This is a genomic window from Streptomyces durocortorensis, assembly GCF_031760065.1.
Classification (GTDB): domain Bacteria; phylum Actinomycetota; class Actinomycetes; order Streptomycetales; family Streptomycetaceae; genus Streptomyces.
The window spans coordinates 83891-101638 of sequence record NZ_CP134500.1 but is presented as its reverse complement, the minus strand read 5'-3'; the positions used below and the strand labels follow the sequence as shown (position 1 = coordinate 101638).

General features: G+C 73.0%; 12 protein-coding genes. 3 read left to right on the top strand and 9 right to left on the bottom strand.

Going from position 1 to position 17748, the window contains the following annotated elements; translation table 11 throughout:
• Positions 1-3: 3 nt before the first annotated feature.
• The 3 genes from RI138_RS00405 to RI138_RS00395 are packed head-to-tail and all read left to right on the top strand — an operon-like array spanning position 4 to position 8912.
• Complete coding sequence (locus tag RI138_RS00405) at positions 4-7281, top strand: non-ribosomal peptide synthetase (RefSeq protein ID WP_311118245.1); 7278 nt, start codon at positions 4-6, stop codon at positions 7279-7281.
• A 1-nt stretch (position 7282) separates the two neighbouring features.
• A complete protein-coding gene (locus tag RI138_RS00400; protein ID WP_311118244.1) occupies positions 7283-8467 on the top strand; it encodes an FAD-dependent monooxygenase in 1185 nt (394 codons plus the stop codon).
• A 10-nt stretch (positions 8468-8477) separates the two neighbouring features.
• Entirely contained in the window at positions 8478-8912 is a 435-nt protein-coding gene (locus RI138_RS00395; protein WP_311118243.1) for a nuclear transport factor 2 family protein, read from the top strand.
• Between the two features lie 52 nt (positions 8913-8964).
• On the opposite strand, the gene RI138_RS00390 is transcribed toward RI138_RS00395, so the two are convergent.
• Genes RI138_RS00390 through RI138_RS00350 form a run of 9 tightly spaced genes read right to left on the bottom strand, consistent with a single transcriptional unit; the run spans position 8965 to position 17662 of the window.
• Positions 8965-11283 carry an acyl-CoA dehydrogenase family protein gene (locus RI138_RS00390; protein ID WP_311118242.1) on the bottom strand — a complete coding sequence of 773 codons (2319 nt, stop codon included), beginning with the start codon at positions 11281-11283 and terminating at the stop codon, positions 8965-8967.
• Entirely contained in the window at positions 11280-11591 is a 312-nt protein-coding gene (locus tag RI138_RS00385; protein WP_311118241.1) for an acyl carrier protein, read from the bottom strand. Before RI138_RS00385 ends, RI138_RS00390 begins: the two co-directional genes overlap by 4 nt.
• On the bottom strand, positions 11592-13334 hold the full coding sequence (locus RI138_RS00380; protein WP_311118240.1) for an acyl-CoA dehydrogenase family protein: 1743 nt from the start codon (positions 13332-13334) through the stop codon (positions 11592-11594). It abuts the gene before it with no gap.
• A complete protein-coding gene (locus RI138_RS00375; protein ID WP_311118239.1) occupies positions 13331-14167 on the bottom strand; it encodes an acyl-CoA thioesterase family protein in 837 nt (278 codons plus the stop codon). The genes RI138_RS00380 and RI138_RS00375 overlap by 4 nt, the downstream gene beginning before the upstream one ends.
• A gap of 2 nt (positions 14168-14169) precedes the next feature.
• A complete protein-coding gene (locus RI138_RS00370) occupies positions 14170-14436 on the bottom strand; it encodes a MoaD/ThiS family protein (RefSeq protein ID WP_096625184.1) in 267 nt (88 codons plus the stop codon).
• A complete protein-coding gene (locus RI138_RS00365) occupies positions 14433-16202 on the bottom strand; it encodes a fatty acyl-AMP ligase (RefSeq protein WP_373558719.1) in 1770 nt (589 codons plus the stop codon). Before RI138_RS00365 ends, RI138_RS00370 begins: the two co-directional genes overlap by 4 nt.
• Entirely contained in the window at positions 16195-16545 is a 351-nt protein-coding gene (locus tag RI138_RS00360) for a 4Fe-4S dicluster domain-containing protein (protein WP_096625188.1), read from the bottom strand. Before RI138_RS00360 ends, RI138_RS00365 begins: the two co-directional genes overlap by 8 nt.
• Positions 16542-17492 carry a hypothetical protein gene (locus RI138_RS00355; RefSeq protein ID WP_311118238.1) on the bottom strand — a complete coding sequence of 317 codons (951 nt, stop codon included), beginning with the start codon at positions 17490-17492 and terminating at the stop codon, positions 16542-16544. Before RI138_RS00355 ends, RI138_RS00360 begins: the two co-directional genes overlap by 4 nt.
• Positions 17489-17662, bottom strand: coding sequence for a hypothetical protein (locus RI138_RS00350; RefSeq protein ID WP_311118237.1), 174 nt, complete (start codon positions 17660-17662; stop codon positions 17489-17491). The genes RI138_RS00355 and RI138_RS00350 overlap by 4 nt, the downstream gene beginning before the upstream one ends.
• Between the last annotated feature and the right edge of the window lie 86 nt (positions 17663-17748).

Here is a 17748-nt window from a genome sequence, read left to right as displayed (position 1 = left end):
AACGTGCAGCTGTCTCCGTACCAGCGGGACATCTGGCTCGCGGAATCCCGGACACCGGGCAGCCCCCAGTTCAACGGAGCCGTCTTCGAGCGGTTCACGGGCGCCCTGGACGGCGAACTGCTGCGTACCTGCTTCGCCCGTGCACTGGCGCGGCACGACACCTTCCGCCTCCGGTTCGACGAGTTCGACGGCGTGCCCCGGCAGTGGCTCGCCGACACGCTGACGGTCGACGGCGAGCCCGCCGTCGACCTGGTCGACCTCTCCGCCGAGCCCGACCCCGCCGCCGCGTGCCGGACCTGGCGCGAGCGGGCCATGGCCGTCCCGTTCGAGCTGCGGGACCGGCGGCTCTTCCACGCGGTGCTGCTGCGCGAGAGCGAGCAGGTGCTCCACCTCTTCCTGAAGGCGCACCACCTGCTCCTCGACGGGCGGGGCGCGGAGATCCTGCACACCGAAGTGCTGGAGGACTACGCCCGCCTCTCCCGGGGCCAGGAACCCCGGGACCGGCCCCCCGCCCCCTCGGCGCTGACCGCCGTCACCGGCCGGGACACCTACTTCGGCTCCCGGGAGGAGGCGGACGACCGGGCCTTCCACCGTGCCGAACTCGCGGCGACCGACCTCCACTGCTTCCCCCGCCGACGGCAGGAAGGCACTCCCGCCTTCGGCTTCCACACCTTCACGCTCCCCGGCGAGGTGGCCGACACCCTCAAGGAGCACGGCAGCGCCCCCTTCCCCTTCTTCGCCGCCGCACTCGGCGCCTGGCTCGCCCGGGTGCACCGCACCGAGCAGGCGGTGATCGGCATACCCCTGCTCAACCGGCGCACCAGGACCGAGCTGACCACCGTCGCGCAGTACGCCAACACGCTGCCGCTGCGCATCGAGGTGCCCGACGGGAAGTCCCTCCTGGCCATCGCCGCCGATGTGCGGGAGTCGGCCGGTCTGCTGACGCAGCACCAGCGGCTGCCCGTCGGGGACGTACTGCGGGAGCTGCCCGCCGACGGGTCCCGGGAACGACGGCTCTTCGACGTCACCCTGACCTACATGACCCTGCGCAAACCGCTGGAGGTGACGGGCGTGGTACGCGGGGGAGTGAGGTTCACCGCGCCGCCGCACCAGGACGAGGCGCTGGTCGTCAGTATCGTCACCACCCGCGGCAGTGCGGACCTCCAGGTCGAACTGCGCTACGCCACCGACGTGTTCGACGACGATCTGCCCATCACCTCACTCGTCGAGCACCTCACGTCCCTGATCGCCAACGGCCTCGCCAAGCCGGAACGACCGGCGAACGAACTGGTGATGACCGGCGAACGCGAACAGGACGAGCTGCGGCGCCTCGCCCGCGGCCCCCGGATCCCGTTCGCCGACGACACGACCCTGCACGCACTCTTCGAGGAACAGGCCGTCCGCGCACCCTCCAGGGCCGCCGTCTTCGCCGCCGACGGCGAGGAACCGATCGGCTACGCCGAACTCGAGGCCCGGGCCAACCAGGTCGCGCGGTCCCTGCGTGCCCGCGGCATACGGACGGGCGACCGGGTCGCCGTCCTCATGGAACGCGGCCCGCACCTGCTCCCCGCCGTCCTCGGCATCCTCAAGTCCGGCGCGGCCTACGTCCCGGTGGACCCGGGACACCCCGAGCAGCGCATCGCCTTCATCATCGAGGACAGCGCGGCCAGGGCCGTCGTGACGGACTCGGCGGCCCCGCCCGTACCGGTGCCCGATGGCACAGTGCTCTGCCCGGTCGGCGAACTGCTGCACGGCCCCACCGCCCCGGTACGGGCCGAGGCGGGCCCACGCGACCTCGCCTACGTCATCTACACCTCCGGCTCCACCGGCCGGCCCAAGGGCGTCATGGTCGAGCACCGCTCCGTGGTGAACCGCCTGGCCTGGATGCAGCGGACCTTCCCGGTCGGCGCGGACGACGTGCTGCTGCAGAAGACCCCGATCTCCTTCGACGTATCGGTGTGGGAGCTGTTCTGGTGGGCCCTGGAGGGAGCGTCCGTCGCGCTGCTGCCGCCGGGCGGCGAGAAGGACCCGCGGCAGATCCTGCGCGCGGTCGGCCAACGGCAGGTCACCGTCCTGCACTTCGTCCCCTCCATGCTCGGACCGTTCCTGGACCTGCTGGAGGAGTCGCCCGGACTGCTTCCCGCGGCCGGGACGCTGCGGCACGTCTTCTGCAGCGGCGAGGCCCTGTCACCCGGCCGCGTGGAGCAGTTCCACCGGGTCTTCGGCTCCGGCGGCGCACCCCGCCTGGTCAACCTGTACGGCCCGACCGAAGCCACCGTCGATGTCTCCGCGTACACCTGCGCCCCACCGGACGGCGCACCCGTCACCCGGGTCCCCATCGGCCGCCCCATCGACAACATCGAGCTGTACGTCCTGGACCGGTCCGGTGAACCGCAGCCCGTCGGCGTCCCCGGCGAGCTGTGCGTCGGCGGCGTCGGCGTGGCCCGCGGCTATCTGAACCGGCCCGAACTGACCCGGGAGAAGTTCACCGACGCGCCCTTCGTCGACGGCGGCCGCCTCTACCGCACGGGCGACCTCGCGCGCTGGCTCGCCGACGGCACCCTGGAGTACCTCGGCCGGATCGACGGGCAGGTCAAGATACGCGGCCACCGCATCGAGCCGGGTGAGGTCCAGGACGCCCTGTGCCGCATACCCGGGGTGCGGGACGCCGCAGTCGTGGACCGCACCGCTCCCGGGCGCGGCGTGTTCCTGGCGGGCTACTACGTCGCCGAGGACGACCTGAGCGCCGCCCTCCTGCGCGACCGGCTGGCGGGAACCCTCCCCGAGGCCATGATCCCGGCCCACTTCCAGCGTATCGACACCATCCCGCTCACCCCGAACGGCAAGCTGGACCGCCGCAGGCTCCCCGCACCCGACACAGCCCCGCCCGGACCCCCGGGCGCGGCACCCCGCACCCCGGCCGAGAAGCTGCTCGCGGGCGTCTGGGCCGAGGTGCTCCAGGCACCCCGGGTCGGCATCCACGACGACTACCACGCCCTGGGCGGCGACTCGCTCCTGATGCTCCGCATCCGCGCGCTCGCCGAACAGAAGGGCCTCCACTTCTCCCTCGACGACCTCGTACAGCACCCCACCGTCGCGCGGCTCGCGGCGCACAGCACCGAGACCTCGGCCCCCAAGGCCCAGCTGCCTCCCTTCGCCCTCGTCTCCCACGTCGACCGGGCCCGCCTCGAAGGAGCCGTCGACGCCTTCCCGCTGACCCGGCTCCAACTGGGGCTCGCCTACCACAGCCGCCGGGACGAGCACTCCGCCGTCTACCACGACGTCTTCCGCTACCGCCTGGTCATGGACTGGAACGAGACACACTTCCGCGACGCCTTCGAACGCCTCGTGGCCCGCCACCCCGCTCTGCGCTCCTCCTTCGACCTCGGCGGCCTCAGCGAGCCGATGCAGATCGTGCACGCGAGCGCGCCGGGCGGCCTGGACATCGCCGACCTGCGGGGACGCGCCCACGACGAGGCGGAAGCCGAGATCGCCCGGCACATCGAGGAACGCCGCTTCCACCGCTACGTCTTCGAGCGGGCACCGCTCCACCTGTTCCGCGCCCATGTCCGCGACGACGCGGTCGACCTGGTGCTCAGCTTCCACCACGCGCTGCTCGACGGAGGCAGCGTCGCCAACCTGCTGCGGGAGCTCCTCCAGGACTACCTGCACCACCTCGGCGCGGACACCGCCGCCGTTCCCGACAGCGAACTGCCCACCCCGGCCCACCACGTGCGAGAAGAACGGGAATCAGAGGCGGACCCCGCCGCCCGTGCACACTGGCGGCGCCGGATCGCGGGCGCGCACGCCCTGCGGCTCGACGGCTTCGGAACGTACGAACCCCCGGGCGGGGCCACCCACGTGGCCCACCGCACGGTCCTGCCCGACGACCTCACCCGCCGGACCCGCGCGGTGGCCAAGGAGCACGCCCTGCCCGTGAAGTCCGTGCTGCTCGCCGCGCACTGCCTCACCCTGCGCCTCTTCTCCGGCGCCGACGACTTCACCACCGGCGTGATCACCCACGGACGGCCCGAACGCGCCGACGCCGACCGCATGGTGGGCCTCTTCCTCAACACCGTCCCCGTGCGCTTCACCCCCGCGACCGCGGGGCCCGGCTGGATCGACGTGGCCCGGGACCTGTTCCGGCAGGAGACCGCAGGCCGCCCCCACCAGCGCTACCCGCTGAGCGCGATGCAGACCGACCAGGGCGGAAGCCCGGTGCTCCACACCGCGTTCAACTACGTCCACTTCCACACGCTCACCGACGTACTGCGCCTGCCCGACGTCCACCTGGAGCAGTTCACGACCTGGGAGGAGACCGACTTCCAGCTCCTCGTCAACGCCTTCCTGCACCCCGTGGACGGCACGCTCGGACTGCGCATCGACGGCGACGGCCGCAGCATCACCCCCGCCCAGGCCGAGCTGTTCGCCGACACCTACAGCGAGGTGCTGCGCCGGCTCGTCACCCGGCCCGAGGAGAAGCCCGACCTCGCCTCCCTGGCCGGACGGCCACCGCGCCCCCGGCACGACGGGGACCAGGACGGCACGGCGTACACCGAGGACGTCGTCCAACTCTTCGACCGGCAGGCCGACCGCACCCCCGACGCACCCGCCGTCACCACCGGCGACCGGACCTGGACCTACCGCCAACTCCGGGAGCAGGCCGAGCGGGTGGCCCGCAGGCTGCTCGCCCTCGGCGCCCGTCCCGGCGCGCGCGTCGGCATCGCCATGGGCCGCTCGCCGGAGACCGTCGCCGCCATCGTCGGCACCGCCAAGGCGGGCGCCGCCTGCGTCCCGCTGGACACCGCCTACCCCCCGGCCCGGCTCGCCGCCATGGTCGAGCAGGCCGAACCCTTCCGGATCATCGCCGGCACCGAGGACGCCCGACTGCTGCCGGACCCGGACCTGCTCCTGAGCGCCGAGTCGCTCTTCGGCACGGCGTACCAGGGCACGGACGCGGACGCGGAACCGCCGAGCGTACTGCCGGGGACGGTCGGCCTCGACAGCACCGCGTACATCCTGTTCACCTCCGGCTCCACCGGCCACCCCAAGGGCGTCGTGATGCCGCACCGCTCGCTCGCCAACCTGACCGGCTGGCAGATTCGGGCCGCGAGCGCGGCCGCCGGGCGGACCACCGTCCAGTACGCACCCCTCAGCTTCGACGTCTCCTTCCAGGAGATCTACTCCACGCTCTGTTCAGGAGGCACCCTGCGCCTGATCACCGAGGACGAACGACGGGACATGAGGCTGCTGCTGAAGCTGCTCGACGAGAGCGGGGCGGCACGTATCTTCCTGCCGTACGTGGCCCTGCAACAGCTCGCCGAGGCGTACGGGGCACTCGGCACCGCCCCGCGAGGACTGCGGGTGATCGTGTCCTCCGGCGAACAACTGCGGGTCACCGAGGAGATCCGCGCCCTCGTCGCCGCACTGCCGGGCGCGATCCTGGAGAACCAGTACGGTCCCACCGAGACGCACGTGGTCACCCGCCACACCCTCTCCGGCGACCCGGCGGCCTTCCCGGCGCTCGTGCCGATCGGCACCCCCCTGCCCGGGGCCGGTGCACAGGTCCTGGACGCCCTCGGCCGGCCCATCCCCACCGGCGTCCTGGGCGAGCTGTACCTGACCGGAGCGGCGCTCGCCGACGGGTACCTCGGCGCCGCCGCCGCGACCGCCGAACGCTTCGTCCGCGTCGAGGGCCCCGACGGCGAGACCACCGCGTACCGCACGGGCGACCTGGGGCGCGTCCTGCCCGGCGGCTCCCTCGCCTACGCGGGCCGGTCCGACACCCAGGCCAAGATCCGCGGCTACCGGGTCGAGCCCGCCGAGGCCGAGATCGCCCTCGTCGCCCTCGCGGCACGCCACCGGGACCTCGACGTCCGGCAGGCCGCGGTCGTCGCCCGCGGCACCCCGCAGGGGCAGACCGTCCTGGCCGCCTTCCTGGTCGGTGACGAGGAGGGGACCGACCTGGACCTGCTGACCTCCGAACTCCGTACCACCCTGCCCGAGTTCATGGTCCCGCAGCACTTCACCTGGCTGCCCGCCCTGCCCCTGACCCCGAGCGGCAAACGCGACGACGCGGCCCTGCGGGCCCTGCCCCCGGCCCGGCGGACCGCCCAGGACGGCCAGGCGCCCCGGGACGCGTACGAACGCACCCTCGCGGAGCTGCTCGGCGAACTCCTCGGCCTCGACCGGATCGGCATCCACGACGACATCTTCGCCCTGGGCGCCACCTCGCTCACCACCATGCGGCTCGTCGTCCTGATAGAGCAGCGATACGGCGTCTCCCTCCCCATCTCCGGCTTCATCGCCGCACCCACCGTGGCCGCTCTCGCCGCGAAGCTGCGCTCGGGCGGCGCCGAGATCGGCTTCGACCCGCTGGTGCCGATCCGCCGCGAAGGCGACCGGCCGCCGCTGTTCCTGGCCCACCCCATGGGCGGCAACGTGCTCTGCTACCTGCCGCTGGCCCGCCATCTGCCCGACGACCAGCCGCTGTACGCCTTCCAGGCAGCCGGAGGCGACCCGGGGACCGAGCCCCTGCGCACGGTCCCCGAGATCGCCGAGAGCTACATCGCGGCCATGCGCCGGGTACGGCCCGAGGGCCCGTACACCATCGGAGGCTGGTCCTTCGGAGGCTTCGTGGCCTTCGAGATGGCGCGCAGGCTGAGGGCATCGGGAGCGGAGGTCGCCGCGGTGATCCTCCTCGACACCGTGGCCCTGGGACCGGTGGAGGAGCGCCGCGCCTACACCGACGAGGCACTGCTCGGCTGGTTCTTCTGGGAACTCCTGCTGCTCGGCCGGGGCGGCGACTCGCCGCTGGAGACCATCCCCGCCGAACTCACCTCACTCGACGAGAAGTTCGACTTCATCGCCCGGGTCGCGGCCGACGAGGGAATCCTCCCGCCCGACAGCAAGGGGTCGCTCGTCGGCCGCCTCTTCCGGGTGTACGAGTCCAACTGGCGGGCCACCCAGGACTACGAGCCCGGCCCCGCCACCGAAGGCCTCACCCTGATCCGGGCCACCGAACCGCTGCCGCAGGTCCTGCGCGCGATGCACGAGGCGGGCAGCACCCGGCACACCGACCCCGCCAACGGCTGGCACACCATGACCGCGGGCCCGGTCGAGGTCGTCCACGTGCCCGGCGACCACCTCTCGATCATGGAGGAGCCGCACGTGGCGCACCTCGCCCGGGCCGTCGCCGAGGCGGCACGGCACACGAGCGACGGCACACCGCACCCCACGGCCCTCCCCTCCCCATCCCGTACCGCCGAGAAGGGACACTGACGTGTCACAGCGCACCCGCCCCCGGGCCATCGTGATCGGAGCCGGCATCGGAGGCCTGGCGACGGCCGTGGCCCTGCGCCGCGTCGGCATCGACGTGGCGGTCCACGAACGGGCCCCCGACCTGCGCCCCGCCGGATTCGGCATCTCCGTGATGAGCAACGCCGTGGCCGCCCTGCGGGCTCTCGGCATCGACCTCGGGCTGGAGAAGCGCGGCCAGACGATCCTGCACACCGAGATCATGACCGACAAGGGCCGCACCCTGCGGTCCCTGCCCGTCGAGACCGCGGGCGACCGCCTCGGCGCGCCCAGCGTGGCGATGTACCGGGGCGACCTCCAGGCCGCCCTGCTCGACGCACTGGGCGGACTGCCCGTCTCGCTCGGTGCGGCCGCCACCGACTACGAGATCACCGGGGACGGCGTCCGGGTCCGCTTCGAGGACGGCCGCGAGGACACCGGCGACATCCTGATCGGCGCCGACGGCATCAACTCCGCCGTCCGCCGCCGACGCACCGCCGACGACAGCGGCCCGCGGTACGGCGGATTCCTCTGCTGGCTCTCCGTCACCCCCTTCGCCCACCCGAAGATCACCCAGGGGTTCAACGCCCACTACTGGGGCCTCGGAAAGCGCTTCGGCATCCACGACGTCGGCCAGGGCCGCGCCTACTGGTGGGGCACGCTGAACATGCCCGCCGACGAGGCCCGCCGCTGGGACGGCGACAAGGACCGGATCGTCCGTGCCTACACGGGGTGGGCGGACGAGGTGTGCGAGGCCATCGCGACCACCCCCGTCGAGGACATCGTCGCCGTACCCGCCCAGGACCGCCCCTTCCTGGAGCAGTGGGGAGAGGGCCCGGTGACCCTCCTCGGCGACGCCGCCCACCCGATGCTGCCCAGCCTCGGACAGGGCGGCAGCACGGCCATCGAGGACGCCGTGGTGCTCGCGCAGTGCCTGGCCGCCGGGACGGACACCCTCGCGGCGCTGCGCCGCTACGAGAACCTGCGGCGCGAGCGGACCCGGGAAATGGTCGAGGTCTCCCGCCGGTTCGGCGGCTTCGAACAACTGGAGAACCCCGTGCTGCGCGCCGTACGTGACGCCTACCTGCGCCACGCACCGCAATCCGTCCTGTTCAAGCCCTTCCAGCGGGCCCTGACGCCCCGGCTGCTCGACGACGCACCGGCGAACTGAAGGAGAGACGATGACCACCACCGCCATCCGCGCCGAGGCACACCGTGACGCCAAGAGCGTGGTGCACCGCTACCTCCAGGCCCTGCGGGACCGTGACGCCGAGGCGATCGGCGAACTGGTCGCCCCCGATGCCGTCTACCGCATACCCGGCAGCCACCCGGTAGCGGGAACCTGGACCGGACTCGCGGAGATCGCCGGGAAGTTCCTCATCCCCATGGGCGAACTCTTCGACCCGACGGCCGACTACACGGTCGACGTCCACCACGTGATCGCCGAGGGCGAGGAGGTCGCCGTGGAGTGCGTCACGCGAGCCACGACACGGGGCGGCGCCCCCTACGTCCTGCCCATCAGCGCCCAGTTCACCGTCAGGGACGGGCAGATCCGGAGCATGCGCGAGTACTTCGACACCGAGTACTTCTCCTCGACGCTCTTCGGCCGGGACTGAGACAGCGGTCCGGCCCCGGGCCGCCTCCGGCGGCGGCCCGGGGCCTGGTGCCCTAAGGGCGCCGGGCCGCGACCAGCCGGATACCGAGGGCCGGGTCCTCCCAGGCCGTCCGCACATGGCTCAGCCCCGCCGCCCGCAGCAACCTCTCGACCTCGCCGTCCGCGAGCACGGCGCCACCGGCCACGGCAAGGCCGAGGCGCACCACCGCCGCCCCCAGGGGGCGCTTCGGAGGAAGCGGACAGGGCAGTACGACCCACCCGCCGGACACCAGCGCGGCCGCGGCCGAGACGACCGCCCGGCGCAGCTCCTCGCCCGGCAGTCCGGCGACCGGGAGCCAGACGAGAGCGAGCCGGTCGGCCTCCTCCACGCCGAGCACCGGAACACCGGGGACGTGCCGGGACAGTGCGGCCGCGGTCAGGCCACCGTCACCGGCCGCACACCCGACCGCCGCGCCCGGCCGCTCCAGCACCCCGGGCAAACCCTCCAGCCGCCCCAGCAGGGAGTGGACCAACGCGTCCACCAGGGCCGCCGCTTCGTCCCCGCAACCGGGCGCCGACTCCCGCCCCAGGACCCCCGCCGGGGACATCAGCCGGGCGCCCCCGGTCACCGCCCGCCGCAGCCGCGCGGCGAACGCGGCGGACCGCGGACCGCCGATGAGCACGCGCTCCAGGCCCTCGTCGACCGCGTAGCGGCCCTCTCCGTCGCGCCGCACCACCCCGGCGTCCACCAGAACCTCCAGCAGCCCTTCGGCCAGGACCACGGGCAGTTCCCCGGCGGCCTCCTTCACCGTGCGGGGTGCGAGGAGCCGGGCGAGCAGCCCGGTCCGCTCCGCGACAGCACACGCCAGCAGCGCCCATGCCCTCGTCGCATGCCGCGCGAACGGCCCCTCCGCCGGACCCGCGGGACCCTGCGGCAGCGCGTCGGGCGCGGCACCCGCGCAGACGGCCGCCCACAGAGCGTGAGCACGACCGAGCAGCGCCGCCGCCTCCTCGCGCGACGCCTGCCCGACCGGGTCGAGCCCGGCCGCCGACACCACCTCGGCCACGGGGCCCGCGAACCCGTCCGCACCGCCACTCGCCGCCACGGCGTGCATCGCCCACCAGGAATCGGCGAGCCCGGCGACGGAGCGCTCGGCGGCGTCCTCGCGCACCTGCCTGCCCTCGCGGCCGACGATCGAGCGCTGGCCCAGCTGGATGAGAAGCGTCTCCTGGGAGCCCTGACCGGAGACCAGCCCGAGGATGTCGCGCATGAAACGCTCCCAGGGGAACGTGGCCATGTACGCCTCACCGCCCTGCAACCCCATCACCAACCGGCCCACGTGCAGAGCGCTTTCGGCGGCCTGGTGCTTGGCGACGGTGGCGAGCTCGTCGAAGTACGGGTCACGGTCCGCCGAACGGGTGCCGTCCAGGGCACGGTAGACGCTCGCCCGGGCGCTCTGCAGCAGCATGCGCATCTCACCGACCGAACGCTCCACATTGGTGTGGTCGAGGACCGGCCGCCCGCCGCGCCTGCGCCCGGCCAGCGCGTCCACACACTGGTCGACGACCGCGTCCAGGGCGCCGAGCACACCGCACGCACTCATCGTCCGGCGGATCCGCGCGTACGTGTTGAGCTCGCTCAACGCGTCGGCGCGCCACAGGAGCCGCCACGGCGGCAGCCGTACGTCGTGCAGGAGCACCTGGCCCAGGCCCATCGTGTGCAGGCCCATGGTGTCCATGGGAACCGGTGCCACACCCGGATCGTCCTTCTCGACCACGAAGGCGAGCATGTCGTTGGACGCCTCGTCACGCACGAACAGGACGAACAGATCGGCGAAGGCCGCCCCGGCGAGGAAGCGCTTGGCACCGTTGAGGACCCAGACCCCGTCCTCCAGACGGGCCGTGGTCGTGAAGTCGTAAGGGTCCCGGTTCTCGTAGGCGCCCTGCACCGCGAAGCGGCGGCCCGCCAGGAGATCGGGGACGTAGCGCTCGATCAGCTCCGGTGTGCCGCTGGAGATGATGAGCTCGGTGATCTCGACGCTGATGTCGAGCAGCACCGCGAAGCCGGGATCGCGCGAGAGCCGGGCGATCTCCTCCACCACCACACCCCAGGCGAGCTTGTCCCGCCCCTCGCCCCCGGCCTCGACGGGCAGCGAGAACCGCATCAGACCGAGGCCGCCCGCCTCCTCGAACACCCCTCTGTCCAGGGGCCGCCGCGCCTGGTTGCGGAAGTACGAGCCCGGGTTGGCGGAGTCGAGGACGAAACGGGCGAACCTGTGCCGGGCCTCGCGCCGGACGTGCTCCACCTCCGCGTCGAGCGTGGGATGCCCCCGGCCGGGGCGTGATGCGCCCGCCCGGTTCATCACGTCGGCCGCACGGGGCCGGGCCGTCACGCCGACGCCCGGGGGGTCACGCCGTCGGCCACCGACGCGACCAGATCGTCGAGGGTCTCGTCGCCGAGGAAGCGCTCAAGTGCCACATACGCGCCGGTGCGCTCCTCGACCTCGACCGAGAGCTGTGCGGCGGTGAGCGAGTCGATGCCGATCTCACCGAGCGGCTGATCGGCGGGCAGCTGCCCGTCGAGGCCGAGCAGCTCCGTGATGAGGGAGGAAAGCCAGCCGGTCAGGGGCTCGGGGGCGGCGTCCGGACGGTCGAGGTGTGCGGTGGTGATGGCGTACTCCTGGTGGGATCGGGGCGGCACTCAGCTCCGCCGGGGTGCCGGGTCACGGTGCTGCGGTGCGAGCCGCAGCGGTACGAGCGAGAAGGCCTGGTCGGCGTCGTCGAGTTCTTCGAGCCGGCGCACCAGCGCCTCCTCCGCCTCGGGGTCGGGCTCCGTCGGCAGGCCCAGACGCGTCAGGATGCGGCGCAGCACGAGCGAGAGCCAGGCCCGGTCGGCGGCCAGGTGGCCGAACGTGTCGCGGCGCTGGTGCCACGTGTGCAGAGCGCAGGCCGCCGCATGCACCAGGCAGTGCCGACGGGCGGTCTCGTACGCCTCGGACGTCCGTGCCGTGCCGAGCCGCGAGAACGCCTGCCGGGTCTGGTCACGCACCGTCAGGATCTGCCGGGCCAGGGTGAAGAGCTCCCGGTCATCGGCCAGCTCCTCGACCGCCCCGTCCAGGAGACCGACCACCTCGTCGGTGCCCCCGAACGTGATCGACGGGCGCAGCTCCCGCGGCGCGGGCGACCCCGCCGGGTCGCCGAACCCGAAGAGCAGCGACAGCGGAAGCCCGGCGGGCGCCCCGCGGCGCCGCGCCGCACCCGCCAACTGGGCCCGAACCGTGTCGAGCTGTACCAATTCGGTGCCCTCGAACACGGGGGTGACCGCGACATCGCGCAGCAGCTTCTGGAAGGCGCCGCCCGCGACCCCCTGGCGCAGATGGGCGCGGGCGCTCAGCACCTGACCGCAGGCGTCCACCGTGTCCACGCACAGCCCCGGCACCACGTACTTGGCCACCGCGGACCACAGCGCCATCCGCTGCCGCGCCACATCCAGCCCGCGCGCGGCGGCCAGCTCGGTGCACTCCGCGACCAGCAGGTCGGCGAAGCCACCGGCGAGCAGGGAACGCACCGGCGCCATGGCGAGCGCCGGACGTCCGTAGAGCATGCGCCCGCGGGCGTGCCGCAGCGCGATCCGCAGTGCGGTGTCCGCCGCACCGAGGCTGCCCGCACCGACCAGGGTCCGGGTGAACTGGAGCATTCCGGAGACCATCTCGATGCCACGCCCCGGCCGCCCGATCAGGGCCTCGTCGCCGACCCGGCAGCCGCTGAGGGCGAAGCCGCTCAGATCATGGCCGCGCAGACCGTGCGTACGCACCTTGTCGAGGCGCTTCACCCCGTCGCCGCCGAGGGCGTCGAAATCGAGCAGGAACAGTCCGTACGACGGATCGGACGCGGCCAGGACGGTGGCGAACGAGGAGCGCCGCCCGTTGCCGACGAGCCACTTCTCCCCGTCGAGCACATATCCGCCCGCGACCGGGGCGGCGCGGGTGGTGGTGGCGAGCAGATCGCTGCCCGCCGACTCCTCGCTGATGCCCGCCGTGCCCCAGGCGCGGCCGAGCATCTGACCGGCCACCCGCGCCCGCTGAGCGGCGTCCCCCCAGATCCACACCGGCGTCGCGGCCAGGAGCGTCGACCCAAGACCCACGGACACCGCCAGATCGCGGCGCGAGACCGCCCGCACCACGGCCGAAAGCGACTCGAACGAGGTGAGCAGGCCGCCCTCGGACACGGGGACCAGATGCCGGTGCAGCCCGGCCTCCCAAGCGGCCTCGTACGCCGCGACGGGCTCGGCCTCCAGCTCGTCGGCGCGCACGCCGCCGACCAGGGACATCCCGCTGCCCGGATCGAAGGGGCAGCCGAGCGCCCGCTCGATCCGCTCCGCCGCGCGGAACACGGGCGGTGCCGTCCCGGGCCCGGCCTGCGGTCCGTCGTCCAGGAGGGTCATATTCGCTCCACCACCACGGCGTACGGACCGCCGGGTCCGCCCTCGTCCTCGGCGAGCCCCAGCTCATGGACGAAGGCGAGCCCCTCAGTGGTCCGGTGGGCGCTCGTGCGCACCCGCATCAGGTCCCACAGCTGTCCGGCCCGCAGCCAGGTCACATCGATCCGGCGGACCGGCCCGGCCTGCGCCCGGCGCAGTTCGGGGACCGCCCTGCCGTGCCTGCGCACCAGTTCCTCGCGCGCGCCCGCCGCGAAGCCGAGGGTCTCGGCCCAGTACCACTGATCGGCTACCTCGCAGTGATGGCGGTGCACACGGAACTCCGAGACATCCACAGCGAGTCGCTGCCCGTCGCGCTCGAAACCGGCCCGCAGGGCGGGGACCCGCGACCGGTGCGGAGCGCGTTCGATCTCGTCGTCGCGGAAGGCGGCGACGAGCGCGGCGGGCAGTGGCACGGGGGAGCCGGAGAGCGCCGCGTCGCCGCTGAGCCCCAGCGGTACGGACGCGGCCCGGGTGCGCACCGCGACTCCGGCCGGCCCTTCGAGCGTCATCGTGACCTCCAGCTGCGAGGCGCGCGGGCCGCGGACGCGCGCGGTCACCTCGACGAGCGCCTCGTCCGCGTCAAGGAACCGCAGCGGCTGGACGTACTCCAGCTGGTAGGACCACAGTACGAACCCCACCCGGTGCTCGCTCACCAGCATGCGATGGCTGCACACGTGATCGCGCATCCAGCGGGTCCCCGCCTGGAAGGCGAGCCGGCCGACCGCGGTGGGCTGCAACTGGTCCGGGGTGAAAAGACCCGCGTCGAGCACGGTCTCGTAGGCGGAGCTGCGCGCCATCCCTAGCCTCCGGAGACCGCGGTGACGATGTCCACCCGGTCGTCCTCGGCCGCCTCGCGCTCCAGCTCGCTCCTGGTGAGCCGCTCGCCGTTCAGAGCGATCAGATGTGTCGGGCGCACCTCGCCCGTGCGGTCGAGCAGCACCTCGCCCAGGTGGGGGTAGCGTTCGGTCAGCCCGGCCAGCCCGGCCCGGACCGTCGTCGCTTCGATCTCGATCTCGTTCTCGTAGTCCGTGAACCGGAGCAGGACGCCCCTCACCTTGAAGATCATCGTGCGGCTCTTTCGTCGATGCGATCGTGTGGCCCGGTGGCGGGACTCGGCGCCCGCTCGTCGCGGAAGAGCTCCTGGAGCCCGCCCGCGAGACAGATACGGCGGGTCAGCCGACGCTGCACCTTCCCGCTGGAGGTCTTGGGGATCGTCCGCGGTGCGATCAGGACGACGGCGTACGGCGGAATGCCGAACTCCCGCGTGACGGCCCGCCGTATGCCGTCGACGGCCGCCCGGTGCCCCTCCTCGTCGCCGGTGCCGGTCTCGTAGACCACCACCAGGCGCTCGGTGCCCCCGTCCGGGCCGTCCACCGCGAAGGCAGCTCCGCAGTTGCGGCGGATGCCCGGCACGGACGCCTCGCAGACCCGCTCGACGTCGACCGGATCGAGGTTGCGCCCGTTGACGACGATCAGGTCCTTGAGCCGTCCCGTCACGAACAGCTCGCCGTCCCGGAGGAACCCGAGGTCACCGGTGCGCAGATAGGGGCCGTCCCCGGTCGTCGCGCTCGCGCCGAACGTCCTGGCGCTCTCCTCCGGGCGCCGCCAGTAGCCGTCGGCGACCCCGGGCGAGTCCACCCAGATCTCGCCGACCGCGCCGTCCGGCAGCGGCTCTCGGGTGGCCGGATCGGCGATCAGCAGCCGGGTGCCGGGCCCCGGGTACCCGCAGCCCACCAGCGAACGGGAGCTCTGCGAGGGTTCGGCGGGCACGGCGGCGGCAGCCGATGCGAGCGCGTCCCGGGCCACCTCCACCGTGCGCCAGCCGTCCAGCGGCTTGCCGCCGGTGACGAACAGGGTGGCCTCGGCCAGCCCGTAGCACGGGTAGAACGAGGCGGGCCGGAAGCCGCTCTGCCTAAAACGCCCGGCGAAGCGCTCCATCGTCTCGGCGCGTACCTGCTCGGCGCCGGTGAAGGCGACCTCGACGCCGGACAGATCCAGCTCGGCCACCTCGGCGTCCGTGGCCCGGCGCACACAGAGGTCGTACGCGAAGTTCGGCGCGCCGGTGATCGTCGCACCGTACCGGGAGACCATGCGCAGCCACGCCGTCGGACGGCGCAGAAAGGTCACCGGCGACATGAGGGTCACCGGGATCCCGGCGGCCAGCGGGGCGAGGATTCCGCCGATCAGCCCCATGTCGTGGTACGGAGGCAGCCACAGCCCGCCCGAGCTGCCCGGGTGCATCCCGAACGCGCGCGCGATCTCCTGGCAGTTGGCCAGCAGCCGGGTGTGACTGAGCATCACGCCGCGGGGGAGCGCCGTGGAGCCCGAGGTGTACTGGAGCAGTGCGAGGCCGTCCGGGCGGACCGCCGGGACGGGCCCGCCGTCCTCGGCCGGTGCGTCGGTCGTGATCACCTGCGGGACATGCCCGTCGACCGCCGTCGCGAGCCAGTCCGCCATGAGCGCTGCGAGATCCGAGGTCGTCAGGACGACATCGGCCCCGGCGTCCTCGATGATCGCGGCGAGCCGCGGCAGGGTACGGGACAGCCGGCTCGCGTCCGGCGGAAAGGCGGGCACTGCGGGCACGCCCGCGTAGAAGCAGCCGAAGAGGCCCGCGAGGTAGTCGAGCCCCGGAGCGAAGAGCAGCAGCGCCGGCCCGGTCCGCCCCCGGTCCGCCGCCAGCACGGCAGCCGCGACGGCCCGGGCCCGCTCGTCGAGCTCACCGTAGGTGATCTCCTCGGCGGACTCGTCGTCCGCGACGAACCGGTAGGCGACGGCATCGGGCCGCAGGAGCGCCCGCTCGCGCAGCAGAGAGGCGAAGCTGTGCTCACTCAAGGAGGACACCCGGTGCCTGTTCCGTCGGCAGCGAGGCCCACTTGTCGGGCTTCCCCCGCCACTCCTCGCCGTCCGGCAGCGGAACAACGCGCGTGGTGGCCAGGGGCAGTTCGGCCGACAGGCGGGAGTTCCACTCCAGGGCGGGCATGAGCTCGGGCGGCAGCTCGTCCTCCGGGTAGATCGCGTCGGCGGGACACGCCTCCACGCAGTTCCCGCAGTCGATGCACTCGTCGGGATCGATGACCAGGAACGTCCCCGCCTCGCGGAAGCAGGCGACCGGGCAGTAGGTGATGCACTCCGCGAACTTGCAGTGGACGCACTGCTCGGTGACCACGTGCGTCACGCTCCGGCCTCCTCTGCCCCGTCCGTCCGGCCGCCGCTGCCCGCGATGAACGCGCCGAGCAGTCCGGCGTGCCGCTCGACGAAGCGGTGTCCCTCGTCGAGGCCGCGCTCGTAGGCCTTGACCAGGCCCTCCGGGGACGCCGCCGCGTAGTCGACGCCCAGGTGCTTGAGGTCCTCCTCCGGCTTGATCACCAGGACCTGCGCCCCGTCCAGGACGGAGCCGTCGGCGACCTCCTCGGAGGCGTAGAGGTCCCGGAACAGCGGGAAGGGGTCGTTGCCGACCGCGATCAGGACGGACACGCCCTTGGCCGCCACCTCCCGTGCCGGGCAGGAGCAGGTGTAGGAGGCGTCGACGTAGGCCTCTCCGCCGACCTCGGCCGGCAGGGCCCAGGCGTGCAGCATGCGCGTCGAGGCGTAGGCGACCGCGTCGTAGTTCTCCGCCGTCAGCCGGGGCTCCTCGCCCCCCGCCTCGGCGTGCGAGGAGAACACGGCGGCGGCCAGGTTCGCCTGGACCCAGCTCCGGTCCCCGGAGAAGACGTTGCGCAGCAGCTCCTTGCCGAGCGCCTTGGCCCCCGGCCCCTGGGTGGTCTCGGCTGCCGCCGCGTTGGTGACCTTGCTGGTGGCCAGCAGAAACTCCGGTGCCCCGGGGCGGAAGAGCCCCTCGCGCAGCAGGGGGCCGTATTCCTCGATGCTGTCGAGCGCGACGCGGCTCATGCCCTTCTCCGCCACGCCCCCGGCCGCACCGATCCAGTAGTCCACGCCGGTCTGCCGGGCGTGGCCGATCGCGGCGAGGCCCCCGGAGAGCCCGGAGGAGGAGGCCGCCCCGTACACCTGCGCGCGCAGCCCCCGCTCCTCGAAGGCCGACAGCACGCCGTGGCCGTACACGCCCTTGAGCATTCCGGAGGCGACGGCGATACCCAGGCGCTGTGTGGTGTCCGCATCGGTCATGGCAGCAGCTTCTCCTCGGACGGTGACGGGGTGGCGGTGACGGACGAGGGGGTGTCCGGCAGCAGGTGCTCATCGATCAGGCCGTCCAAGTGGTCCTTGATCCACTGGTTCGGGCCGGGGCTGGTGTCGAGCGCTTCACCGACGGGGGAAGCGGAGTGCGGGGGCGTCATACCGGCCTCCAAAGGGGAGAGTTGACCGTGGAGACATTAGCACGACCGTCCGTGCATGTTTATGGTTCCGTGCGGTTGATCGCTAA

Bases quoted from the DNA above. Each gene is read 5' to 3' on its own strand.
- RI138_RS00395 (WP_311118243.1), top strand. From the start codon at position 8,478: ATGACCACCACCGCCATCCGCGCCGAGGCACACCGTGACGCCAAGAGC.
- RI138_RS00375 (WP_311118239.1), bottom strand. From the start codon at position 14,167: ATGGCGCGCAGCTCCGCCTACGAGACCGTGCTCGACGCGGGTCTTTTC.
- RI138_RS00355 (WP_311118238.1), bottom strand. From the start codon at position 17,492: ATGACCGATGCGGACACCACACAGCGCCTGGGTATCGCCGTCGCCTCC.
- RI138_RS00350 (WP_311118237.1), bottom strand. From the start codon at position 17,662: ATGACGCCCCCGCACTCCGCTTCCCCCGTCGGTGAAGCGCTCGACACC.
- RI138_RS00370 (WP_096625184.1), bottom strand. From the start codon at position 14,436: ATGATCTTCAAGGTGAGGGGCGTCCTGCTCCGGTTCACGGACTACGAG.
- RI138_RS00380 (WP_311118240.1), bottom strand. From the start codon at position 13,334: ATGACCCTCCTGGACGACGGACCGCAGGCCGGGCCCGGGACGGCACCG.